Source organism: Sphingomonas hankyongi, assembly GCF_023516575.1.
In the GTDB taxonomy this organism is placed as follows: Bacteria; Pseudomonadota; Alphaproteobacteria; order Sphingomonadales; family Sphingomonadaceae; genus Sphingomicrobium; species Sphingomicrobium hankyongi.
Map to the genome: position 1 here is coordinate 801,947 of NZ_JAMGBE010000001.1, position 22,540 is coordinate 824,486.

Sequence of the window (22,540 nt, forward strand, 5' to 3'; positions counted from 1 at the left end):
TCGCTTACTTCAGCGTACTCGGGTCGAGCGGGTTCAGGTCCGTCGCCTGTTTCGCGGCGGCTTCGGAGTCCGCGCCAGCGAAGGGCACCAGGCCGACACGCTCCAGCGGGCCGCCCTTGTTCCACATCTTGGCGAACTGGGCGACGAAATCGCGCAGCTTGGGCTTCGCCTGCATATGCTCGCCCTTCACGTAAATGTAGAGCTTCCGCGCTCCCGGATAGGAGAGGTCAGCGATGGTCGCCTCGGTCGGCTCGATGCCGGCGATCTTCACCGGCCGAATACGATCCTTATTCTCTTCGAGATAGGAATAACCGAGGATCCCGAGCGTTCCCGGGTCCGACGAAACCTTCTGGACGAGCAGGTTGTCGTTTTCGCCGGCTTCGACGAACGCACCGTCCTCGCGGATCTTCGTGCAGATGTCCTTGTGCTTGTCCTCATTCGTTGTCTTCAATGCCTTCATCGCCGGGTCGCTCTCGCAGCCCTTGGTCAGGTAGAGGTCGGCGAGGCTGTCGCGGGTGCCGGACGTCGGCGGCGGACCCAGGACGCGGATCTTCACCGCCGGAAGCGACGGGTTCACGTCTTTCCAGGTCTGCGCCGTGTTCGGTCCCTTCCCGAACGGATTGGCCGCGAGCGCCTTGTAGATGTCGGCCTGCGTCAGATTCATGGCGGGGCCGTTCGCGGCTTCGATGACGGTCAGCCCGTCGATGCCGATCGCGACTTCGATGACCTGCTTGACGCCGTTCTTCGCGCACTGGTCATATTCGCTCTTCTTCATCGCGCGCGAGGCGTCCTCGATGTCCGGGAACTGACTGCCGACGCCGTTGCAGAACAATTTCATGCCCGCGCCTGTGCCCGTCGATTCAACCGTCACGCGCAGGCCGGGATTGGCGCGCATGAAGTCTTCGGCGACCGCCTTGGTGAATGGGTAAACGGTCGATGAGCCGACGATGCCGATGTCGCCGCCCGAGCCGGATCCACCGCCGCCCTTGCCGGACTGACCGCACGCGGCGAGCAGCGCCGCCAAGGGCAGCGCGATGATCATCCTGTTCACTGGCTAGACTCCACTTTGCACGGATATTGCGGATCCGCCGTAGCGGTCATTCGGCGACCCCCTTGTGACACTTTCTTTGCACTTTTGTGACGGCGCACGCGGGATTGCGCCCGATGTCGCGCGGGCCTAGGCGCGCCGCATGGCCAGCAAATTCGAGACGTTCGCAGCGCTGCACGTGCCTGGAAATCCGGTCGTGCTTTACAACATCTGGGACGCGGGAAGCGCCCAGGCAGTCGCACAGGCCGGAGCAAAGGCGCTCGCGACCGGGAGCCACCCTGTCGGCGATGCCGCGGGCTTCGGCGACGGCCAGCAAGTGCCATTGGATTATGTCTTCGCGAATGCCCGTCGCATCATGACCGCGGTCGACCTGCCCCTGACCGTCGATTTCGAAGGCGCCTATTCAACCGATCCCGAGGAGGGCGGCCGCAATGTCGCGCAGCTGAAGGCGACAGGGGCCGTCGGCTGCAACTTCGAGGACCAGGTGATCGGGGGCGAAGGATTGCATCCGCTCGACCTGCAGGTTCGACGAATCCGCGCAATCCGGGATGCGGTCGGCGACGACTTCTTCATCAATGCCCGCACCGATCTGTTCCTGAAGACCCAGACCTATGACGATGCGCTGATCGACCAGGTCGTGGAACGCGGGAAGGCGTTCGCCGACGCAGGAGCAAGCGGCTTCTTCGTGCCGCGCATCGCGGAGCCCGCGCATATCGAGCGCGTCGTGCGCGAGGTGCCGCTTCCGCTCAACGCCATCGCCTTCCCCGGCGCGCCGGAGAAGAAGGTCTGGGCCGACGCGGGCGTTGCGCGGATCAGCCACGGCCCCTTCCCGCACCGGGCCTTGATGGCGAAGCTGACGGAAATGGCGCGCGAAGCGATCGGCTAGGCGCTATCGCATCTTCGCCACTGCTTTGCGCAGTATCGTTAAATCCTCGCCGACGAGCGGGCCCGCTGAGCTCGGCTCACAATTGCGGCCAATGCTCGCACCTAAAACACCGCACATGTCGATTGCCCAGGCGGTGATCCCATCGTGATAGTTAACGACGACGGCATGATTGCGTGTGGCGTCGGCCATGCGGTTCCCGAATTCTCGATCAGCGCAGAGCGCTCCGCGATCATAGTCGATGGCTTCTGATTGCGCTGCGGCAGGATCGAAGCGCACGCGAAGCCGCGTGTCGCCGGGCGCTACGGGTTCTTTCGCCAGGGACCGAAAATAGTCGTTTTGTCCCTCGACCCATGCAAGCTGGGAGTTAAAGGACGCAATCGCTTCCCGCACGCGCCTGTCGGGAATGGATGCCAGCCCCCCAGAGCCCATCATTTCCTGATAGACAGAGCGTGGCACGTCGAATGAAGGCAGCATCTGCGTCGTGTACACGGCTCCCCACATCTCGGCCGGTGGACACTCGCCACGGCCGAGGCGCGTAGCGAATTCGACCTCGATTTTCCCGAACCCGATCATCACATCGCGGATCTCTCGAAGCGATGCCACATCCTGTTCTGACTCTTCGAACAACCGCTCCATCATCTGCCGGTGCCGCGCGGCCTCATTCCGGCGGGAGGCCCATTCATTAAGCTCGAAGGCAATCAGAATCCCGGCGACAACGCCCAACGTCTCAAGCGACAGCAGCGCCCATTCGCGGCTCTCAATTCCTTTGAATGCGCCGCCAACGCGCTTGAACAGGATCATACACCCGCCCCCCAGCAGGCGTTATGTCACAGGCTTGCGTTTCCACCAACGCGGGCGCGGGCCCGACTTGAGCACCGTTGTCCGGAAGAGCCGCGCGCCCATGCGCAGGATCAGCACGACCCACAGCAGCTGCCAGGCGAGCGCGGCAACATGCGTCCAGAGGCCCGGCACTTCGGCCGCCCGCGCAAGCATCACCATTGGCGATGAAAGCGGGAAGACGGCCGCAGCAAGCGCTTCAGGTGAATTCGGCGAGCCGATCGACGTCGATGCAAACCCGAAGATCAGCACCTGCGCGAACGTCACCGGCATCGACAGGGTCTGGACTTCCCGTACCGTCGTCGCCTGCGCGCCGATGGTCAGAAAGACGGCCCCCAGAAGCAGATAATTCATGGCGAAATAGGTGACGCCGAAAGTCAGAAACGCCGGCCATCCGACGGCGGGCGGCGGGAGCGCGGAGACGCCGCCCTGCTTGACCAGCTGGACGAGCAGCGCGCCGGATCCCACCCACACCACGATGCCCAGAACCGAAGCGGCGAGCATCGCGAATAGCTTGCCGACGAACAGAGCGTCGATCGGAACCGCCGCCGCGATCACCTCGATGATCTTGTTCGACTTCTCCTCGATCAACTGGGACAACAGCATGCCCGACAGCAGGATCGTCAGGAAGAAGAGGATCATCTGGCCGAGCTGGCCAGTCAGCGCGCGATCCTGCGAAAGGCCCGGCGGCGCGGCTTCAGCCCTGGTCATGCTGAGCGGAGCAGCCCGCGACTCCGGCTCTCGCGCCGTTTTCACGATGAGTCGCAGCTGGCTCGCGACCGGATCGTTAGGCGAAAGGTTGCCGACGACGTGCGGCTCATCGAGTGAGCCGTAAAGAACGGCGCGCGCAGACACGCTCGAGCTTGTCAGCACGCGCTCCGGATGCCCGCGATCGGCGGGGTCCTGCGTGACGTAAATCAGCCGCACGACCTGCTGCTCGCCCATGGCCTCGGCGAGCTGGTTCCGGGCATTCGAATAGCGCGTGAAGTCGGATTGCGTGCCGACCACGGCCACGGTCGGGCGTTCCGTCTGCGTTGCGACCCGCGCCCCGATGGTCCCGAACAGGCCGCCGAGCAAGAGCGGGAACAGCGGTCCGAGGAGGAAGAAGATGAATGCCTTCGAGAGGACCGTCGCCGCGAAATCCCGACGTGCAATCACATAAGCGGAGCGCACCAGCTGCATCATTCGCTCGGCTCCTGATGGCCCATGGCTTCTGCTGCGGCGTCGCCCGCAATGGCGACAAACGCGTCGTGAAGCCCGGGGCGTTCGATGGCGAGCGTTTCGATACCTGCTTCCCCGTCGATCAATGCCTTCAACAGCGGCTCGGGACCGCCTTCCGGCAGTTCGAACACCCATTCTCCGTTGTGGAGCCGCGCCGCGGCAGGAATGGCGGAGCGCCATGACCCGTCCTGCGACCGGGTCCGCAGCCTTACAATCGGCCGCAGCCGGCCCCGCGCCTCATCGACGCTGCCTTCGAATGCGACACGGCCCTGGGCGATGATCGCGATCCGCTCGCACAGCCGCTCCGCATGCGCGATGACGTGAGTCGAAAAGATGATCGTCGCCCCCTCGCGCGCCTGGCGGCGGATCAGTTCCTCGAGCCGGGCCTGGTTGATCGCATCGAGGCCCGAGAAAGGCTCATCGAGCACGATCAGGCGCGGGCCGTGGATTATGGTACCGAGCAGCTGGACGGTCTGCGCCATGCCCTTGGACAAGTTGCGGATCGGCCGCCGCGCCCATTCGCCAAGGCCATGCTCCTCCAGAAGCTCATCCGCACGGCGGCGCCCTTCGCGCAATGGAAGGCCTCGCAGCGCGCCCACGAAGGCGATTGCGTCCCGCGCGTGCATCGAAGGGTACAGACCGCGTTCTTCAGGAAGATAACCGACCTCGCGAGCCGCTTCGAGCGGCCGCTCATGACCCAGCACGCGGCGCGTTCCGCTTGAGGGATCGATGATGCCGAGGAGGATTCGAAGGGTCGTCGTCTTCCCCGCGCCATTCGGCCCCAGCAACCCGAAAATGCTGCCCGAGGGAACCGCCAGACTGACGCCGTCTACGGCTCGCGTCTCCCCGAATTCCTTGACGAGATCGACCGCCTCGACCGCGAATCCTTCATGAACCCGTTCGTGCTGAGCTTGGCGAAGCACTGAAATTCCTACGAAAAGCGGCCCGGCCAATGTACAGGCACCGCGTGCATAAGAGCCAAACTCTTGAGGAAGCAATAAGGTCGGAAGCGGAGCGCCTCGGCTTCGTTGCCTGCGGCTTCACGCGTGCCGACGCCGCGGACCCAGCCGGACTGGAGCTCCGGCGCTGGCTGGAGGCCGGCCGACATGGCGCGATGGGCTGGATGGAGAGCCGCGCTCACCACCGTCTCTCGCCGCTCGCGCTCTGGCCGGATGCCAAATCCGCGATCGCGCTGGGCATGAGCTACGCCCCGGCCTCCGATCCCCTGATGCTGGGGGAGCACCCGGACCTCGGCCGCATTTCGGTCTATGCTCAGGGCGGCGACTACCACAAGACAGTGAAGAAGGCGCTCAAAGCTCTCGCCCGGTTCATCGTCGACCGCGCGCCGAGCGAGCTCAAGGTCTTCGTGGACACCGCGCCGGTGATGGAGAAGCCGCTCGCGCAGGCCGCCGGCATCGGCTGGCAAGGCAAGCATACCAACCTCGTCAGCCGCGAGCATGGAAGCTGGATGTTCCTCGGCGTGATCCTCACCAGCCTCGAGCTCGAGCCGGATGCGCCGGCGAGTTCCGGAGTTCATTGCGGAAGCTGCACCCGGTGCCTCGATGCCTGCCCGACCAATGCTTTCGACGGACCGCACAGGATCGATGCGAGGCGCTGCATTTCCTACCTGACGATCGAGCATGACGGTCCCATCCCGCTCGAATTCCGCGCAGCGATGGGCAATCGCATCTACGGCTGCGATGACTGCCTCGCGGTCTGCCCGTGGAACCGGTTCGCCGAGAGCGCGGCGGCAAATCGCGCCTTTCTCCCGCGCGCGGAATTGGCCGCGCCACGGCTCGCGGACCTGCTGGCGCTCGACGACGTCAGTTTTCGGGAGATGTTCGCAGGCTCGCCGATCAAGCGGATCGGCGTGAAGCGCATGATCCGCAATTGCCTGATCGCCGCCGGCAACAGCGGCGATCGCGCGCTGCTTCCGTCAGTGGAGCGCTATGTCGACGATCCGGACCCCGTCGTCGCCGATGCCGCGCGCTGGGCGCGGGATCATTTGGTTGCTTCTATCTGCGAGATACAGGCAGCCTGATCCGTATCCTGACCAGACGGCAGCCTTGCGTCCGAATGCGAGACGCGGGTGAGGCCGGTGCCGCTTTCCGGCGGATATAGATAGGCATCCAGCACGCAATAGCGCGAGCGGAACTGCATCTTCAGGCCAGGCCCTTCGCGCACCTGCAACACCGGGTTTCCAAGGTGGGAAACCAGCTCGGATGCTGTCATTCCTATCAGATTACTGCGAATTTCGCGGGACGGGGTGATCGACTGCGAAGTGCTGGCCGGTTCGGGCGTGCGCGGCGCTGTGGCGCAGGCGGCGACGAAGAGGCTCAGCGCGGGGACTAGGCGACGCATTTGATGCACATGCATGGCTCAGCATCCCGCCGCAAGGTTGCCGCGCAATGAACGTGCGGCTAGGCCGCGCGCTTTCCTTGCATCAGCTGGAGATTTCATGCCCGAACGCCGCCTGGACGTGCTCGCAATCGGCAATGCGATCGTCGACGTGATCGCGAACGCCGACGATGGCTTCCTAACTCAACACGGAATGCACAAGGGCGCGATGCAGCTGATCGACGAGGCTCAGGCGACGCGGCTCTATGAAGCGATGGGACCCGGTCGCGAACTGAGCGGCGGCTCCGCCGCGAATACGACAGCGGGGCTGGCGTCGCTCGGGCTCAAGGCCGGCTTCATCGGCCAGCTCGCTGACGACCAGCTCGGGCAGATCTTCACTCACGACATCCGAAGTCTGGGCGTCGAGTTCGATACCGCACCGCGCAGCGATGTGGACGCCACGGCGCGCTGCCTGATCATGGTGACGCCGGACGCCCAGCGGACGATGAACACCTTCCTTGGCGCGGCGCAGATGCTGGGACCGGACGCCGTCGATCCGGACCACGTGGCGGATGCGAAGATCCTCTATCTCGAAGGCTATCTGTGGGACCCGGCCGATCCTCGCGCGGCCATGTACAAGGCGATGGACGCCGCGCGCGCGGCCGGCACCAAGGTCGCCTTCACCTTGTCGGACAGCTTCGTCGTCGACCGCCACCGCGGCGACCTCGAGCAGCTTTTGAACGAGCGGCGGATCGACATCCTTTTCGCGAACCAGGTCGAGGTCGAAGCTCTCGCCGGCGTCGACGACGTCGAGAGCGCGGTCGCCACCCTTCGCGACAAGGTCGAGACCCTCGTCGTGACGCGGCACGAGCATGGCGCTCTCGCCATCCGCGGTCCCGAGCGGGCCGACGTCCCCGCCGAGCCGATCGCCGAGCTGGTCGACACCACAGGCGCCGGCGACCTGTTCGCCGCCGGCTTCCTCGCGGGGGAAGCGCGCGGCCTTTCGCTCGAGCAGTCGCTAAGGCTCGGCGCAATCTGCGCGGCGGAAGTGATCCAGCATTATGGCGCGCGCCCCGAGGCTGACCTCAGGGCGCTCACCGGAGGCCTGCTAGCCTAAGGCCGCATGACCGGCTTGCCGCTATCGTCCTTCGGCTCGTCTTCGGGGAACAAGGCCGGTTCGCCGGTGGCAGCAACCTGGTGGCCCTTCGCCAGCTCGCTGTTGTGCATGCCATAGACGAAATAGAGCACGATCATCGCCAGGGTGTACCAGGCGAAGAACACCAGCACTCGCGTCTCGACGGTGAAGATCAGGGCGAAGCAACTCACGATGCCGAGCGCCGGAACCACCGGATAGATCGGCACCTTGTAGCCGCGCGGGATGTCCGGATGCGTCCGCCGCAGCCAGATCACCGTCAGGCAGACGATTCCGAAGGCCGCAAGCGTTCCGACCGAGGTCATGTCGCCCAGGGTGTTGATGTCGAAAAAGCCGGCGGCGGTGGCGACGATCAGGCCAACCAGGATCGTGTTGATCCAGGGCGTCCGGAATGTCGGGTGCACCGTCGAGAAAATCTTCGGGAGCAGGCCGTCGCGCGCCATGGTGTAGAAGATGCGCGTCTGCCCATACATCAGCACCAGGATGACGGACGTCAGGCCGATGATCGCGCCGACCTTGATGGTCGAGGCGAACCACGCCCACTGCGGGCCGAATGCGTCCACCGCGACCGCGACCGGGTCCGGCACGTTGAGCTTGGTGTAAGGCACGATCAGCGTCAGGACGATCGACACCAGGATGTAGATGACCGTGCAGGCGAGCAATGACCCGATGATGCCGAACGGCATGTCCTTTGCCGGGTTCTTCGCCTCCTGCCCCGCAGTTGAGACGGCCTCGAAGCCGATATAGGCGAAGAAAACGATCGAGGCGGCGCGAAGGATTCCGCTCCAGCCGAACTCACCCTTCTCGCCCGTGGGCGGTGGAATGAATGGGTCCCAGTTCGGCGTGTAGGTCGGCAGGTTCTTCAGGATGATGAAGCCGCCGACGAGGATGAAGGCTACGAGCACGGTCACCTTGATGGCGACGATCACGTTGTTGAACTTGGCGCTTTCCGAAACGCCGATCACAAGCAGCAGGCCAAGGGCCGCGCAAACCAGGAAGGCCGGCAGGTTGAAGACGGTCGTGATGGTCGTCCCGTCCGCCAATTCCTTCAGATGACCGGAAGGTCCGGTGAGCGCATCCGGTATGTGGACGCCGATGTCGTTGAGAAGGCTGACCATATAGCCGGACCAGCCGACCGCGACGACCGATGCGGCAAGACCGTACTCCAGGAGCAGCAAGGCGCCCATGACCCAGGCGGCGAACTCCCCAATGGTCGTATAGCTGTAAGTGTAGGCCGATCCGGACACCGGAAGGGTCGAGGCCAGCTCCGCGTAACAAAGGCCCGCGAATGCGCAGACGATGCCGGCGATCACATAGGAAATGAGCACGGCTGGCCCGGCGTGAAGCGCCGCGGCGTTGCCCGTACGGACGAAAATGCCCGCTCCAATGATGCACCCGATACCCAGGAAGACGAGATTCCAGGCCCCGAGAGAGCGCTTGAGTTCGCTCGATGCGGTCTCATGTTGAACCTGCGCCACGCTCTTGCGCAGCATCATCCTGCCCAGGAGCCCCCGACTTGGAGCGGCACTTGCCATTCGATTTCCCCTCGAAATGATTGGAACGGACCCTAGCGGTTGAGGCTGTGAGGGCAATCCCCCTTGTGCCGCGGCGGCGCCCTAGCGGGCGAGCATTGGGCCGAGCGGCCGCCCGCCGAAGATATGCACGTGGAGATGCGGGACTTCCTGGCCCGAGTTGAGTCCCACATTTGCAAGGGCCCTGTAGCCCTGCTCGACAAGCCCTTGATCCCGAGCGACCTTGCCCACGGCCCGGATGAAACCCGCAATCTCCCGGTCGGACGCATTGGCGGAGAAGTCGTCCCACGAAACGTAGGGACCCTTGGGGATCACGAGGATGTGGGTCGGACTGAGCGGGCTGATGTCGTGAAAGGCGAGCGCATGCTCGTCCTCGTAAACACGCTGCGACGGTATCTCGCCGCGCAGGATCCGGGCGAAAATGTTGGACTCATCGTACGGCTGGGTCGGGTCGATGGGCATGAGCGGGAGTGTCGCCGCGCCAGCGGGGCCGTCAAGCCAATTGTCGCGAAGCCGGCGCAGGATTATTCTGCCAGGCATGGCGAGCGCCGCCCCATCACTGAGTCTCGGCCGCATCTTCTTCGAGCCGCTGCGAGGCGCTGTGCTCGCCGGTTGCGGCGTCGCGATCTGGCTGGCTGGCGCGGCTTATTGCCACCTCTATCAGACGCTGACGACAGGCGAGAGCCCCGGACCATGGTCGGGAAGCCTGACCTGGTCGGCGATCGCGGTGGTGCCCTGGTTCGCTCTCTTCGAATGGTCGAAGCAAGCTGAAGGCGCCGAAGCGACGCGCCGCCCGGCGCTCCTGGCAGGCCTGGTGCTGGCCATCGCGGCCCTGTCGATTTCCATCGAGTATGTCGTCGACTTCTGCCTGGGCGACGTTACCGACCGCTTCGGACTGCTCGTCATGCGACGGCTTCCCGCTATCGGGGTAACGATCCTGCTGATCGCGGTCGCGCGCAAAGCCGTTCTTCGCCGGCCGCCGAGCAGCGCTGCGGTGGACCTCGCGGCCCTTGCCGACGCTCTCGACTGGGTCGAGGCCGCGGACAATTATGTGGAGCTGCACGGCCAGGGGAAGATGACGCTCCGCCGGATGACGATGCGCGAGGCCGAGCGCGCGCTCCGTGAGCGGGGGTTTGTCCGAATCCATCGGCGTTACCTCGTCAACCAGAGCCGCATCAGCAGCATCATCGGCACCAACGGCGATCGGGTCGTGCGATTGACGAGCGGCGCCGAGCTCCCCGTCGGGCGGGCCTTCGCAGGGAACCTCCGGGCGCCGGTTGAGGAGACGCAGGTGGAGCCGGGGTAGACTCGCTTGACGCTGATCGTCTGCCCGCTACGACCGAGGAATGAGCGACGAGACTCCGGAAAGCCTGATTCCGTACGACGAGATCGTGCAGGACGCCCTGCGCGCCGTCGTCGGCCGGGTGCTGGGGGAGGTCGAGCGTTCCGGTGGACTCCCGGGCGACCATCACTTCTACATCACCTTCAAGACGCGGATGCCGGGCGTCTCGATCCCCAAGCATTTGATCGAGAAGTTTCCGGACGAGATGACCATCGTCATCCAGCACCGATTCTGGGACCTGAAGGTCGAAGACGATGCCTTCTCCGTCGGCCTGTCGTTCGGCGGCGTGCCGTCCACGCTCCACGTTCCTTTTGCGGCGGTCACGCAGTTTCACGACCCGGCCGTGGAGTTCGCGCTCACCTTCCAGGCAAATGCCGAGGAAGAGTCCCGTGAAGAGCATGAAGAGGCCCAGAATGATGCGCCCGCTGCGCAGCCTGCGGAGGACGGTTCCAACGTCGTGAACGTGGACTTCACCCGGAAGAAGTGAATCATCGTCCTGAACTTGTTTCGGGACCCATTTTCGAGCAGGGCGCCGGACATTGGAATGGATGCTGAACCAGGTTCGGCATGACGGATGGAGAACATGTCCAGCAGCACCCGCACCGAGACCGACAGCTTCGGTCCGATCGACGTTCCCGCAGACGCTTATTGGGGCGCGCAGACCGAGCGATCGATCGGCAACTTCCCCTTTGGTCCGCGGGAGCGGATGCCCGCCGAGATCGTCCATGCACTGGGATTCATCAAACAGGCCGCGGCCCGGGTGAACGCCCGTATCGGAGGGCTGGACCCCCAGCTTGCCGAAGCGATCCAGCAGGCGGCCGCGGAAGTCGCGCGGGGTGACCTCGACGGACAGTTCCCGCTCGTCATCTGGCAGACCGGGTCGGGCACGCAGTCCAACATGAACGCCAATGAGGTCATCGCCGGGCGCGCCAACGAGATCCTGACCGGCAAGCGCGGCGGCAAGGAGCCCGTCCACCCGAACGACCACGTGAACAAGGGCCAGTCGTCCAACGACAGCTTCCCGACCGCGATGCATATCGCCGCGGGCCGCGCGGTACATCAGCGGCTGATCCCGGCGCTCAAGATGATGCATGCGCGCCTTTCCGATCAGGCGAACAAATGGGATTCGATCGTCAAGATCGGGCGCACGCACTTGCAGGACGCAACGCCGCTCACGCTGGGGCAGGAATTTTCCGGCTACGCGGCTCAGGTTGAGGATTGCGTCGCCCGGGTCGAGGCAGCGCTTCCGCGGGTCATGCGGCTTGCCCAGGGCGGCACCGCCGTTGGGACAGGCCTCAACGCCCCGAAAGGCTTCGCGGGCGAATTCGCCGCCGAAGTCTCGCGGCTGACGCAGCTGCCCTTCACGTCGGCCCCGAACAAGTTCGCCGAACTCGCGGCGCACGACACGTTGGTCGAGCTGTCCGGAGTGCTGAACGTGGTCGCGGTCGCGCTGAGCAAGATCGCGAACGACATCCGCCTGCTAGGATCCGGCCCTCGTTGCGGCCTGGGCGAGCTGAAGCTGCCTGAGAACGAGCCGGGAAGCTCGATCATGCCTGGCAAAGTGAACCCGACCCAGGCGGAAATGCTGACCATGGTCGCGGCGCAGGTCATGGGCAATCACGTCGCCGTCACCGTCGGCGGCCTCCAGGGTCACATGGAGCTGAACGTGTTCAAGCCGCTGATCGGCGCGAACGTCGTCCGCTCGATCAACCTCCTCGCGACGGGCATGGAAAGTTTCACGGAACGCATGCTGGACGGCACTGAGCCGGATCAGGAGCGGATCTCGGAACTCATGAACCGATCGCTGATGCTGGTCACGGCCCTCGCCCCGGAGATCGGCTACGACAATGCCGCGACGATCGCCAAGCATGCTCACAAGACCGGCAAGACGCTGAAGGAGGCTGGCCTCGAGCTCGGACTGGTGGACGAGGCGACCTTCGACCGCGTCGTCAAGCCGGAGACGATGCTCGGCCGCTAGAGCCTGAAATTCAGCCGCACTCCGAGATTGTCCATCCCGGGGTTCTGATGACCGAACAGCTGGGCATGGCTCATGTGCGCCCAGCTGGCCTCGAACGACATACGATCGCTGAGCTGCGCGCCGATACCCAGCTCCGGCTCGAAAAGGACGCGGCTTCCGAAATCGGTCTTGTCGTTGGTCAGGTCCTGAAAGTCCTTGGCTGATCCGGTGTGCACGGCAATCCCAAGCCCTGGGCGCACATAGACATGTTTGCCGAAGCGAGCGGAAAGGCCCGCTGCGGCATAATGCGTCTTGCCCGCCGTATTCAGTGCGCCGAACGCATAGGGTTGCAGGGGAGTCGAGCCGATGCGGCCGCCGCGCCAGCCGAGCTGTACGTCGGCCCCACCTTCCACGCCGCCAATGGACAGCGGCGTGTCCACATCATGGACATAGAGGCCGCCGAAAATCTCTCCGGCATTGGCTGCGGACGGCGCGGCCAGCGCCAACAAGGTGCCTAGAACGACTATACGGCTCACGCTCACTCTCCCCAGTGGACAAGGCCTCAATGTTCGAAGGGACGAAACGTGCCTTCCAGTGCGGAAATGGCAGCGATGAACTGCCGTTCGTTTACTGCTACGATTGCCTAGAACGCGGAGGAGGCTGCCCATGCGTCGTCTGGCATTTACAAGTGTTGCGCTGGCCCCGTGCCTGTTGCTCGGAGCATGCCTTGGCAGCGGCGGCACCCGAGTTGCGAACCCGGTCGTGGCGGTCAGCCCGGCGCTGGCGGCCGCAGCCTATGTCGCAATGGCCGGGTCGATCGACCTCTATGAAATCCAGGCAGCGGAGCTCGCGCTGCAACGCTCGCAGGATCCCGCGAACCGAGCGTTCGCCCAACAGACTTTGACGGCCCATGAGGGAACCAGCGCGCAGCTGTCCATGGCCGGGAGGAGGCTGAATCTGCTTCCCTCCGCAACGCTAAACCCCGAGCACCAGGCGCTGCTCGATGCTCTGAAAGCGACGCCCGATTTCGACCATACCTATCGCGCCCAGCAAAATATCCTTCACAGGGAAGGCGTCGCGCTACACACCCGTTACGCAAAGGCGGGCGACAGCCCGACGCTGCGCCCGGTTGCAAGGAATGCGGAGGAAGTGATGCGGCGTAACCAGCAGGCCATGCCTCGATGAGAAAGCTGATGCTGGCGGGGGCGGCATTACTAGCATCGGGCTGCAATACGCCCGGTCTCAATGAGGAGCCGGGGCGGCTGATCGGCGTTTGGGGCGGGCCACACGCGGGCATCGTCTTCCAGGGAGGACTTGGCGACGTCGAATTCGACTGCGCTTCAGGCACGATCGACGGTACGGTCACGCCCGGTAAGGACGGCTCCTTCATGGGCCAGGGCACTTATCGCACGGGAACTTCGGGCCCGGTCCGGGTCGGGCAGTTCTTCAAGAGCCAGCGGGCGACCTACATGGGTACCGTCGTCGACAAGACGAACATGACGCTGAACGTAGAGCTTGAGGACGGAACCCACATCGGTCCTTTCAGCCTGGTTCAAAACGCGCCGCCCCAGACGACCCGCTGCCTCTGATCAGCCGGCCTGCCAGGCGCGAAGGGCGTCGCTCGGCCAAAGCAGCATCCACACGTTCAGCGTCAGATTGTCGCGGATCACGAGCAGCGGCACGAGCTCCAGGAAGAGGACCACGGCGATCGACGCCCAAAGCGGCAACTTGCGCGCCGCCAGGAACCCCAGGATCATCATGAGGATGTCCGACAGCGAGTTGATGACGCTGTCCCCGGTGTAGCCGAGCGCCGCCGTGGCGGTGCGATAGCGGTCGATCACCATCGGCGTATTCTCGGTGATCTCCCACGCCGCTTCGATGAAAAGCGCGACGAGGAAGCGGCGCTCGACCGGCCATCCGGGCGCTATCAGCCAAAGCACAGCAAAGAATAGGAAGCCATGGACGATATGGCTGAAGCTGTACCAGTCGGCGAGCATCTGGCTCGTCCGTGGGCTGTCACGTCCCGCAACCCACAGGTCGATGGCGCCGCAGGTGCAGATCGGATTGCGGCCCATCGCGAGGAGGACAGCGGCGGCGAACAGGATCATGACGAGAGCTGCCAATGCAGCGCGGCGGGATATCATCGCACTCACGATTAGCAGAGCGAAGCGGCTTGCAAAGATCAGCCATAGGGCGGATCAACCGCGCCGATGCTGCGAGCTTACGGACCTGGCTGCGACGGGAGCGTCGTCGAGGCGAAGATTAGCAAGATCCCCGAGGGCGCGACATGGATCGACCTCGAGGAGCCGACGCACGACGAAGAGAAGCTGGTCGAGAAATGCGTTGGCTTCAACGTGCCGACCCAGCAGGACCTTGCCGAGATCCAGCCCTCCAGTCGGCTCTACGAACGGGACGGCGTGCTCTACATGACCGTGAGCGTTCTCTGCGGCATCGAAGACGGGCAGCCCACGACCACGCCGATCGGATTCGTGCTTGGGGACAACCGCCTCGTCACGATCCGCTATGCGACCCCGAAGCCGATCCGCGCTTTCGTCGACCACGTGCGGCGCGAGCCGGAGCTCGCCCGCAATGCAACGACGGTGCTCGCGCGGATGCTCGATGCGGTCACCGACAGGATCGCCGACGAGCTCGAGGCCGTGGCCGCCAACATCGAGAGCGTCTCGGCGCTCGTCTTTCCGAAAAACATCAAGGTGCGCCGCATCCCCGCGGAAAGGCTCACTGCCCTCCTGACACGGGTCGGCAGAGCGCAGACGCTGGTTGCGAAGGCTCGCTATTCCGCCGTGAGCATGATGCGGATGCTGAGCTTCCTGAACGGGTCGGGCAGGATGAACGATGCCGCGAACGCGGAGGCGCGATCGCACTTGCGGAGCCTCGCGATCGACACTTCGTCGCTGAGCGAGCATGCAAGCTTCCTGGCAGACAACCTCATCTTCCTGCTCGATGCCGCACTGGGGCTGATCAGCATTGAGCAGAATGCGGCGATGAAGGTGTTTTCGTGGGTCGCGGTCGTCCTAATGCCGCCGACGCTCATCGCCGGGATTTACGGGATGAACTTCCGCTATTTCCCGGAACTAGGCTGGCACTACGGCTATGCGATCTCGATCGTGGTGATGGTCGCCAGCGCGGTCGTTCCCTTCGCGATCCTGAAGCGGCTTCGCTGGATCTAGTCGTTGACGAGCAGAATCGGAGCGTCCGCGTCCGCGTCCGCAACGGGAGCGGGCTCGGGCTTTGCGGCGCGACGGCGCGCCAGCGCTGCATAAGCGAGCGCCAGGTCGCCGGCGACTTCCACCGACTCGCCGCTCTCCTTGGAGAAAGCGGCAGCGCGCGCTTCAGCGGCTCTGCGCCGGAAATATTCGCTATCGTTGACCATTCCCCGGTTCCTGACTTGTTCTTCCTTGGCATGTAGAATGCGCAGGTGACAGATTGAAGTCGCCGCCCGTCAGCCCGGCGCAGCCGATGATCCGTTCGGCGCAACGTAACGGCCGTAAGGTCGTTTCAGCCTCGCAACATGAGCAAAATCGCGAAAAACGGCGCCAAAAACGGCGGCAGCAAGCAAAAGAGCCGTGCGGTCCAGATCGGCGACGCGATCTCCGATTGGACGTCCAAGGTTTTCGCCCATCCTTACATGCAGGTCGGGGTCATCCTGTTCTGCGCGACATGGTTCGCCATTGGCCTTCAGACCGATCTTCTCACTGCCGCGCTGTCGATCCTCGCCATCACGCTCACACAGATGGTCCTCAACAGTCAGTACGACCGCGAGGCCGACGCTCACCGGCGGGACGTCGCCATGCACGCCAAGCTCGATGAGCTGATCGCGGCCAGCAGGCGCGCGAAGAACGAGTTCGTCGGCATCGAGGAGCGGGAGGAAGAGGAAATCGTCCAGCTGAAGGAAGAGGTGAAGGAAGCGATCGAGGACTCGGTCGAAGAGGCCGTCGAGGACGGGCAGCCCGTCGACCAGGCCATCGATCAAGCCGCGCGCAAGGTCAAAAGCGAGCGGACGCCAGCGGAAGAAGCGCGCCGCTGAGCGTGCAGCTTCCGGAATCTTTGCGGCGAGGGAAGCGGGTTGCTAAGGGCGCTCCCGCCACCAAATGGGCGGCGAAGACACCTTCAAGGACCGATAATGATTCCGACCGGCCAGGATAGCCTCAGCACCCGTTCAACCCTGACAGCCGGTTCCAGAACCTACGCTTATTATTCGATCGCCAAGGCTGCGGATCATCTGGGCGATGTTTCGCGCCTGCCTTTCTCGATGAAAGTGCTGCTCGAGAACCTGCTGCGCTTCGAGGACGGCCAAACGGTCACCCGCGACGACCTTCAGGCGATGGTCGACTGGCTGAAGGAGCGGACGATCTCGCGCGAGATCCAGTATCGACCGGCGCGCGTGCTGATGCAGGATTTCACGGGGGTTCCCGCCGTGGTCGACCTCGCAGCCATGCGAGACGCCATGGCGAACCTCGGTGGCGATCCGCAGAAGATCAACCCGCTCGTCCCGGTGCATCTGGTCATCGACCACAGCGTGATGGTCGACGAGTTCGGCAATCCCCGCGCCTTCGGCCGGAATGTGGAGCTCGAATATGCGCGCAATGGCGAACGCTACGAGTTCCTCAAATGGGGTAGCCAGGCTTTCGATAATTTTCAGGTCGTCCCGCCGGGAACCGGCATCTGCCACCAGGTGAATCTGGAACATATCGCCCAGTGCGTTTGGACCGGCGAGGACCAGAGCGGCGAAACCGTCGCCTATCCCGACACCCTGGTGGGCACCGACAGCCACACGACGATGGTCAACGGCCTCGGCGTTCTCGGCTGGGGCGTAGGCGGCATCGAAGCCGAGGCCGCGATGCTCGGACAGCCGGTCAGCATGCTCATCCCCGATGTGGTCGGCTTCCGCCTGTCGGGCGAGCTGAGCGAAGGAATCACGGCGACCGACCTGGTGCTCACCGTCACCCAGATGCTGCGCCAGAAAGGCGTCGTCGGCCGCTTCGTCGAATTTTACGGCCCCGGGCTCGACAGCATGAGCGTCGCCGACCGCGCGACGATCGCCAACATGGCGCCGGAATATGGTGCGACCTGCGGCTTCTTCCCGATCGACCAGCGCACAATCGAATATCTTCGCCTGACGGGCCGCGACGAGGACAGGATCGCGCTCGTCGAAGCCTATGCGAAGGCGCAGGGTCTGTGGCGCGATCAGTCGACGCCCGAACCCCTCTTCACCGACACGCTCCAGCTCGACATGGGCAGCATCGAACCGTCTCTAGCCGGGCCAAAGCGTCCGCAGGATCGCGTCCTCCTTTCCGAGGTGGACGATCAGTTCAACGCGGAGCTTGAGCAGACCTACAAGAAGCACGATGACCCGCGGGTCGCGGTCGAGGGCGAAGCTTTCGATTTCGGCAACGGCGACGTAGCGATCGCAGCGATCACCAGCTGCACCAACACGTCAAACCCCTCGGTCCTGATCGGCGCCGGGCTGGTTGCCCGAAAGGCCCGCGAGAAGGGTTTGGAGACCAAGCCATGGGTCAAGACGAGCCTCGCCCCGGGCAGCCAGGTCGTCACCGACTATCTCAACGAAAGCGGCCTCAGCGAAGACCTTAACGCGCTTGGGTTCGATCTCGTCGGCTATGGCTGCACGACCTGCATCGGCAACAGCGGGCCGCTCCCCGAGCCGATCAGCAAGGCCATCAACGACAACGACCTGGTCGCCGTCAGCGTCCTTTCGGGCAACCGCAACTTCGAAGGCCGCGTGTCCCCCGACTGCCGGGCCAACTTCCTCGCCTCGCCGCCGCTCGTGGTCGCATATGCGCTGAAGGGCACGGTGCGGTCGGACCTGGTGAACGAACCGATCGGCACCGACCGGAATGGAGAGCCCGTCTACCTGAAGGACATCTGGCCGACCAACGACGAGATCCGCACCCTGATCGACGCCCATGTGCATTCCGACATGTTCCGCCGTCGCTATGCCGACGTCTACGCGGGTGACGAGCGCTGGCGGAAGATCGAAGTGACCGGCGGCGAGACGTACGGCTGGCCGGCTGATTCCACCTATATCCAGAACCCGCCATATTTCGCCGGAATGACCATGCACGCGGTCCCGCCCGAGGACATCACGAGGGCGCGGGCGCTGGCGGTGTTCGGCGATTCGATCACGACCGATCACATCTCGCCGGCGGGGGCGATCAAACCGGACAGCCCTGCTGGCCGCTACCTCCTGGAGCGCAATGTCCCGCGGGGCGAGTTCAACAGCTACGGCGCTCGGCGCGGCAATCATGAAGTGATGATGCGCGGCACCTTCGCCAACATCCGCATCCGCAACCGGATGCTGGACAATGTCGAGGGCGGCTTCACGCGCTACGCGCCGACCGGCGAAGTCATGCCGATCTATGACGCGGCAATGCTCTACAAGCAGGACAATCGTCCGCTCGTGATCCTGGCGGGCAAGGAATATGGCACCGGAAGCTCGCGCGACTGGGCGGCGAAGGGAACCGTCCTGCTTGGCGTCCGGGCCGTCATCGCGGAGAGCTTCGAGCGAATCCACCGTTCGAACCTGGTCGGAATGGGCGTGCTCCCGCTGCAGTTCCGCGACGGGGAGAATGCCGAGAGTCTGGGCCTCGACGGCAGCGAGAAGTTCACGATCACGGGAGTTCCCGGGCTCCAGCCGCGTCAGGACGTCGAGGTCACCGCCCGCCGTCAGGATAAAAGCGAGTTCACCTTCACTGCGCGCTGCCGCATCGATACCTACAACGAGCTCGAATATTTCCGCTCTGGCGGCATCCTGCATTACGTCCTGCGGAGGCTTGCGGCGCAGTGAGCCGGTCAGCGTGACGCCAGTCGAAATCGCCGTCGAAATCGCCGGCTGGATCGGGGCGCTGCTGATCCTGTTCGCCTATCTGTTCCTGTCCGCGGGAAGGCTCACCGGGCAGTCGCTCGCCTATCAGGCGATGAACGTGGTCGGGGCCGCAGGCTTCGTGATCAACGGCTGGTGGCACGGCGCCTTGCCGTCGGCGTCGCTGAACGTGTTATGGCTGTTGATTGGAGCGGTCGCATCATGGCGAATAATGAAGAAACGAGGATCGTCGACCTCAGCCATGTGATCGAGCATGGCATGACGACCTACAAGGGGCTTCCGGGCCCGCACATCTGCGATTTCTGGACGCGCGAAGGTTCAGCCGAGAATTACGACGACGGGTCCAGCTTCCAGATCGGACGGATCGACATGGTCGCGAATACAGGCACCTATCTCGACAGCCCCTTCCATCGCTACGCCGATGGCGCGGATCTTGCGGAACTGCCGCTGAATTCTCTCGCGGAATTGCCCGGCATCGTCATCCGGCGGCCGTGGGAGAACGGGATCGAGATCGGCCTGGCAGGCATGGAGGGCCTCGACGTCCACGGTATGGCGGTGCTTTTCCAGACCGGCTGGGACCGTCACTGGAGGACCGATCGCTACGGCGAGGAACACCCCTATCTAACCCGCGAGGCCGCGGAATGGCTGGTCGCCAATGGTGCCGCTCTGGTCGGGATCGACAGCTACAACATCGACGACACGCGCGTTCGCGCGCGGCCGGTTCACACCAAGCTGCTCGCGGCTGATATACCGATTTGCGAACATATGACGGCCCTTGGCAGCCTGCCCGATGCGGGATTCCGTTTCTCCGCCGTGCCGCCAAAGATTTCCGGAATGGGCACCTTCCCGGTTCGCGCTTACGCCGTGCTCGGCTGAGCCAAAGCGGCCGCGAGCCAATCCGGGATCAAAGCGCCGCTCAAATCTTCGACGCGCCGATGTTCGACGGAGAGGCCAAGTTCGCGATAGTGGATGCGCGAGCGGGGGCCAGGATCGTCCGTCTGCACCACGACCAGCCGGCGATTGACCTTCTGCCGCCAGTTCATGCGCGCCGTATTTTCCTGGCCGACGAAGCAACCCTTTGTGAAGCTGACGCCGTTCAGCTCGGCCGCATTGCACTCGAGCCAGAGCAGGTCGCCGAGCTCCGCGCTGCCCTCGCACACGCCGAGGCGCAGGCGATGCTCGAGCCAGCCTGCGGCCGGTTCCTCCGCCGGGCCGATCCAGCGACTGCCAAGGCCTGGCAGGCGCGGGTCCGGCGTGCTCCCGTCGCCCGGCGACCAGTGAACGGCGAGGCCTTCGTCGCGCTCAATCCGGATCGGCCGGCGAAGGCGATAGAGGCCGAGCCGCTTGATCAGCTCCTCGACCGCGTCCGCTTCGCAATCGATCAGCAAGTCGTCCGCATCCGGCCAGACGATGAAGTCAAACATGCATTTGCCTTGCGGCGTCAGCAGGCCCGCCCACACGGGCAGGGCGCCGCTCACGTCGCTGGTGATAAGTCCCTGCAGGAAGCCCCGCACGTCCTCTCCAGAGAGACGAACGATGGCGCGATCGGTCAGGGTGGTTGCCGGCATGATCATCAGTTAGGGAGCGGTCCGTGGCTTCGCAAACGCTGACCATCCGCCGGCCGGACGACTGGCACGTGCATTTGCGCGATGGCGAGATGCTTCGCCGGGTCGCGCGCTACACCGCGAGGCAGTTTTGCCGGGCGATCGTCATGCCCAATCTCGTCCCACCGGTGACAAGCGTGGACGCCGCTGCAGCCTATAGGGATCGCATCAGGGAAGCGGCTGGCGAGGGCTTCGAACCGCTGATGACGTGCTACCTCACGGACGAGGCCGATCCCGCGGAGATCGCGCGGGGCTTCGAGGAGCGCATCTGGATCGCGGCCAAGCTCTATCCGGCTGGCGCGACGACCAATTCCGCATCCGGCGTGACGGAGATAAAACGCATCTACCCGGCCCTGGAGCGCATGCAGTCGATCGGCATGGTCCTGTGCGTGCATGGCGAAGTCACCGACCCGGAAATCGACGTTTTCGACCGCGAAGCCGTATTCATCGATCGCGTCCTGAGCGGCGTCGTCCACGATTTTCCGGATCTGAAGGTTGTGTTCGAGCACATCACGACCAGCGAAGCCGCTCAGTTCGTCCAGGGCGCGGGCGACAACATCGCAGCTACGGTCACGCCGCAGCATCTCATCATCAACCGCAACGCGATCTTCGCGGGTGGATTGAGGCCGCACGCCTACTGCCTCCCCGTCGCGAAGCGGGAAAAGCACCGCCTCGCCGTTCGCGCTGCGGCGACGTCGGGTTCGCCGAAATTCTTCCTGGGCACCGACAGCGCTCCGCATTCGCGCGAAGCGAAGGAATCTGCCTGCGGATGCGCCGGCATCTTCAATGCGCCCTTCGCCCTCGAATCCTACGCGCAGGTGTTCGAAGAGGAGGATGCGCTGGATCGGTTCGAGGGGTTCGCTTCCGAGCATGGAGCACGCTTCTATGGACTGCCGCTCAACGCAGGAACCACGACCCTGGAACGCAACCAAGTCATCGTCCCGGACGAAATGGAAGGACTGGTGCCCTTCCACGCGGGGGAAACTCTCCGATGGAGGATTGCCGGCTAGCTGTCGCCGTGCCCAGTGCCGCCGATCACCGAATTGAAATGCGTTTCCAGGCGCTCGTAGCATTCGCACGCGCGCTGGCTTAGCCCTTCGCGGTCCGTGATCCGGACCACTCCGCGCCCGGTCGCGATGAGGCCGTCCTGCTCAAACGACTGGAGTACGGCGTTGACAGTCGTTCGCTGGACCCCAAGCAGGTCGGCCAGTGCCTGCTGGGTTAGCTCGATCCGGTTTCCGGTGCGGTCCTGGGCGTGCAGCAACCAACGCGCGGCCCGCTCGGGGATCGAATGGTAAGCATTGCATGCGACTGACTGCATCGTCTGGGACAGCAGGTAATCGGAAAATCGGCAGAACAGGTTGGCGATGAAAGGCGATTCCCGCTTGGCGTCTTCAAGCGCCTTCATCGGCACGCGAAGCGCCTGCCCGCCCACCAGGACGCGGGCACGTGAAAATGCAGGCGCCTGACCACAGCTGACGATCCCGCCGACTGCGCCCCTTCGCCCGATCAGGGCTGCTTCCACCGTTCGTCCGCCGCAGAGCTCGATCTCCATGGAGACCAAGGTCGGTCCGACCGGAAAGAGGCTGCTCACGACTTGTTCGCCCCGGGTCAGTGCTATGTCGCCAGTCTGGAACTCTACCATCGTCCCGAACGGCTCGATCAGCTTGCGAGCCTCGGATGAGAAGGTCGCAAGCAGGCGATTGCCCGCGAAAGCCGCATCGGTCTGCGTAAGTTCGTCTGTGATCACAGCCATTACGGCGA

General features: G+C 64.2%; 26 protein-coding genes. 14 read left to right on the forward strand and 12 right to left on the reverse strand.

The genetic code is table 11. The annotated features are described in order from the left end of the window. Positions 1 to 4 precede the first annotated feature (4 nt). Positions 5 to 1,042 (reverse strand): substrate-binding domain-containing protein, encoded by a 1,038-nt coding sequence (locus LZ538_RS04305; RefSeq protein WP_249830841.1) that lies wholly within the window; start codon positions 1,040 to 1,042, stop codon positions 5 to 7. Between the two features lie 148 nt (positions 1,043 to 1,190). Between LZ538_RS04305 and LZ538_RS04310 the strand changes: the two genes are divergently transcribed. Beyond that, the gene (locus LZ538_RS04310; protein ID WP_249830748.1) at positions 1,191 to 1,934 is read left to right on the forward strand and encodes an isocitrate lyase/PEP mutase family protein; all 744 of its coding nucleotides are present in this window, start codon (positions 1,191 to 1,193) and stop codon (positions 1,932 to 1,934) included. Positions 1,935 to 1,937: 3 nt separating this feature from the next. On the opposite strand, the gene LZ538_RS04315 is transcribed toward LZ538_RS04310, so the two are convergent. The 3 genes from LZ538_RS04315 to LZ538_RS04325 are packed head-to-tail and all read right to left on the reverse strand — an operon-like array spanning position 1,938 to position 4,915. Beyond that, entirely contained in the window at positions 1,938 to 2,735 is a 798-nt protein-coding gene (locus LZ538_RS04315) for a hypothetical protein (protein ID WP_249830749.1), read from the reverse strand. A 21-nt stretch (positions 2,736 to 2,756) separates the two neighbouring features. Beyond that, a complete protein-coding gene (locus LZ538_RS04320; RefSeq protein ID WP_249830750.1) occupies positions 2,757 to 3,956 on the reverse strand; it encodes an ABC transporter permease in 1,200 nt (399 codons plus the stop codon). Then, positions 3,953 to 4,915 carry an ABC transporter ATP-binding protein gene (locus LZ538_RS04325; protein WP_249830751.1) on the reverse strand — a complete coding sequence of 321 codons (963 nt, stop codon included), beginning with the start codon at positions 4,913 to 4,915 and terminating at the stop codon, positions 3,953 to 3,955. The genes LZ538_RS04320 and LZ538_RS04325 overlap by 4 nt, the downstream gene beginning before the upstream one ends. Positions 4,916 to 4,959: 44 nt before the next feature. Between LZ538_RS04325 and queG the strand changes: the two genes are divergently transcribed. Further along, complete coding sequence (gene queG / locus LZ538_RS04330) at positions 4,960 to 6,033, forward strand: tRNA epoxyqueuosine(34) reductase QueG (RefSeq protein WP_249830752.1); 1,074 nt, start codon at positions 4,960 to 4,962, stop codon at positions 6,031 to 6,033. On the opposite strand, the gene LZ538_RS04335 is transcribed toward queG, so the two are convergent. Next, positions 5,994 to 6,368 carry a hypothetical protein gene (locus LZ538_RS04335; protein WP_249830753.1) on the reverse strand — a complete coding sequence of 125 codons (375 nt, stop codon included), beginning with the start codon at positions 6,366 to 6,368 and terminating at the stop codon, positions 5,994 to 5,996. The two genes, queG and LZ538_RS04335, sit on opposite strands and share 40 nt — an antisense overlap. A gap of 82 nt (positions 6,369 to 6,450) precedes the next feature. On the opposite strand from LZ538_RS04335, the gene LZ538_RS04340 reads away from it, so the two are divergent. Then, complete coding sequence (locus tag LZ538_RS04340) at positions 6,451 to 7,446, forward strand: adenosine kinase (RefSeq protein ID WP_249830754.1); 996 nt, start codon at positions 6,451 to 6,453, stop codon at positions 7,444 to 7,446. Here the strand turns inward: LZ538_RS04340 and LZ538_RS04345 are convergent. Both LZ538_RS04345 and LZ538_RS04350 read right to left on the reverse strand, forming a co-directional pair. Beyond that, positions 7,443 to 9,017: an amino acid permease gene (locus LZ538_RS04345; protein WP_249830755.1), complete on the reverse strand. Its 1,575-nt coding sequence runs from the start codon at positions 9,015 to 9,017 to the stop codon at positions 7,443 to 7,445. The genes LZ538_RS04340 and LZ538_RS04345 overlap by 4 nt on opposite strands. Positions 9,018 to 9,098: 81 nt before the next feature. Continuing rightward, entirely contained in the window at positions 9,099 to 9,476 is a 378-nt protein-coding gene (locus tag LZ538_RS04350) for a histidine triad nucleotide-binding protein (protein WP_249830842.1), read from the reverse strand. Positions 9,477 to 9,552: 76 nt separating this feature from the next. Between LZ538_RS04350 and LZ538_RS04355 the strand changes: the two genes are divergently transcribed. From LZ538_RS04355 to fumC, 3 genes are all read left to right on the forward strand, one after another. Beyond that, positions 9,553 to 10,320 carry a LytTR family DNA-binding domain-containing protein gene (locus LZ538_RS04355; RefSeq protein WP_249830756.1) on the forward strand — a complete coding sequence of 256 codons (768 nt, stop codon included), beginning with the start codon at positions 9,553 to 9,555 and terminating at the stop codon, positions 10,318 to 10,320. A gap of 40 nt (positions 10,321 to 10,360) precedes the next feature. Next, on the forward strand, positions 10,361 to 10,843 hold the full coding sequence (locus LZ538_RS04360) for an SspB family protein (RefSeq protein WP_249830757.1): 483 nt from the start codon (positions 10,361 to 10,363) through the stop codon (positions 10,841 to 10,843). Between the two features lie 96 nt (positions 10,844 to 10,939). Continuing rightward, positions 10,940 to 12,334 (forward strand): class II fumarate hydratase, encoded by a 1,395-nt coding sequence (fumC, locus tag LZ538_RS04365; protein WP_249830758.1) that lies wholly within the window; start codon positions 10,940 to 10,942, stop codon positions 12,332 to 12,334. Here the strand turns inward: fumC and LZ538_RS04370 are convergent. Continuing rightward, a complete protein-coding gene (locus tag LZ538_RS04370; RefSeq protein ID WP_249830759.1) occupies positions 12,331 to 12,849 on the reverse strand; it encodes an acyloxyacyl hydrolase in 519 nt (172 codons plus the stop codon). The two genes, fumC and LZ538_RS04370, sit on opposite strands and share 4 nt — an antisense overlap. A 130-nt stretch (positions 12,850 to 12,979) precedes the next feature. Here LZ538_RS04370 and LZ538_RS04375 point away from each other — a divergent pair, with 130 nt between their 5' ends. After that, entirely contained in the window at positions 12,980 to 13,498 is a 519-nt protein-coding gene (locus tag LZ538_RS04375; RefSeq protein WP_249830760.1) for a DUF4142 domain-containing protein, read from the forward strand. Continuing rightward, positions 13,495 to 13,902 carry a hypothetical protein gene (locus tag LZ538_RS04380; RefSeq protein WP_249830761.1) on the forward strand — a complete coding sequence of 136 codons (408 nt, stop codon included), beginning with the start codon at positions 13,495 to 13,497 and terminating at the stop codon, positions 13,900 to 13,902. The genes LZ538_RS04375 and LZ538_RS04380 overlap by 4 nt, the downstream gene beginning before the upstream one ends. On the opposite strand, the gene LZ538_RS04385 is transcribed toward LZ538_RS04380, so the two are convergent. Beyond that, a complete protein-coding gene (locus LZ538_RS04385; protein WP_283937549.1) occupies positions 13,903 to 14,457 on the reverse strand; it encodes a DUF2585 family protein in 555 nt (184 codons plus the stop codon). Between the two features lie 66 nt (positions 14,458 to 14,523). Here LZ538_RS04385 and LZ538_RS04390 point away from each other — a divergent pair, with 66 nt between their 5' ends. Then, complete coding sequence (locus LZ538_RS04390; RefSeq protein ID WP_249830763.1) at positions 14,524 to 15,501, forward strand: magnesium transporter CorA family protein; 978 nt, start codon at positions 14,524 to 14,526, stop codon at positions 15,499 to 15,501. On the opposite strand, the gene LZ538_RS04395 is transcribed toward LZ538_RS04390, so the two are convergent. Further along, entirely contained in the window at positions 15,498 to 15,704 is a 207-nt protein-coding gene (locus LZ538_RS04395; RefSeq protein ID WP_249830764.1) for a hypothetical protein, read from the reverse strand. The genes LZ538_RS04390 and LZ538_RS04395 overlap by 4 nt on opposite strands. A 138-nt stretch (positions 15,705 to 15,842) precedes the next feature. Between LZ538_RS04395 and LZ538_RS04400 the strand changes: the two genes are divergently transcribed. The 4 genes from LZ538_RS04400 (at position 15,843) to LZ538_RS04415 (ending at position 20,048) form a co-directional block, all read left to right on the forward strand. Further along, positions 15,843 to 16,358, forward strand: a complete 516-nt coding sequence (locus tag LZ538_RS04400; protein ID WP_249830765.1) for a low affinity iron permease family protein — start codon at positions 15,843 to 15,845, stop codon at positions 16,356 to 16,358. Positions 16,359 to 16,454: 96 nt separating this feature from the next. Beyond that, positions 16,455 to 19,136, forward strand: coding sequence for an aconitate hydratase AcnA (gene acnA / locus LZ538_RS04405; RefSeq protein WP_249830766.1), 2,682 nt, complete (start codon positions 16,455 to 16,457; stop codon positions 19,134 to 19,136). Positions 19,137 to 19,146: 10 nt separating this feature from the next. Further along, complete coding sequence (locus tag LZ538_RS04410) at positions 19,147 to 19,419, forward strand: CBU_0592 family membrane protein (protein WP_249830767.1); 273 nt, start codon at positions 19,147 to 19,149, stop codon at positions 19,417 to 19,419. Continuing rightward, positions 19,374 to 20,048 carry a cyclase family protein gene (locus LZ538_RS04415; protein WP_249830768.1) on the forward strand — a complete coding sequence of 225 codons (675 nt, stop codon included), beginning with the start codon at positions 19,374 to 19,376 and terminating at the stop codon, positions 20,046 to 20,048. The genes LZ538_RS04410 and LZ538_RS04415 overlap by 46 nt, the downstream gene beginning before the upstream one ends. Here the strand turns inward: LZ538_RS04415 and ygfZ are convergent. Further along, a complete protein-coding gene (gene ygfZ / locus LZ538_RS04420; protein ID WP_249830769.1) occupies positions 20,030 to 20,740 on the reverse strand; it encodes a CAF17-like 4Fe-4S cluster assembly/insertion protein YgfZ in 711 nt (236 codons plus the stop codon). The two genes, LZ538_RS04415 and ygfZ, sit on opposite strands and share 19 nt — an antisense overlap. A gap of 23 nt (positions 20,741 to 20,763) precedes the next feature. On the opposite strand from ygfZ, the gene pyrC reads away from it, so the two are divergent. Beyond that, positions 20,764 to 21,786 carry a dihydroorotase gene (gene pyrC / locus LZ538_RS04425; RefSeq protein WP_249830770.1) on the forward strand — a complete coding sequence of 341 codons (1,023 nt, stop codon included), beginning with the start codon at positions 20,764 to 20,766 and terminating at the stop codon, positions 21,784 to 21,786. Here the strand turns inward: pyrC and LZ538_RS04430 are convergent. Beyond that, positions 21,783 to 22,532, reverse strand: a complete 750-nt coding sequence (locus tag LZ538_RS04430; RefSeq protein WP_249830771.1) for a Crp/Fnr family transcriptional regulator — start codon at positions 22,530 to 22,532, stop codon at positions 21,783 to 21,785. The two genes, pyrC and LZ538_RS04430, sit on opposite strands and share 4 nt — an antisense overlap. Positions 22,533 to 22,540 lie beyond the last annotated feature (8 nt).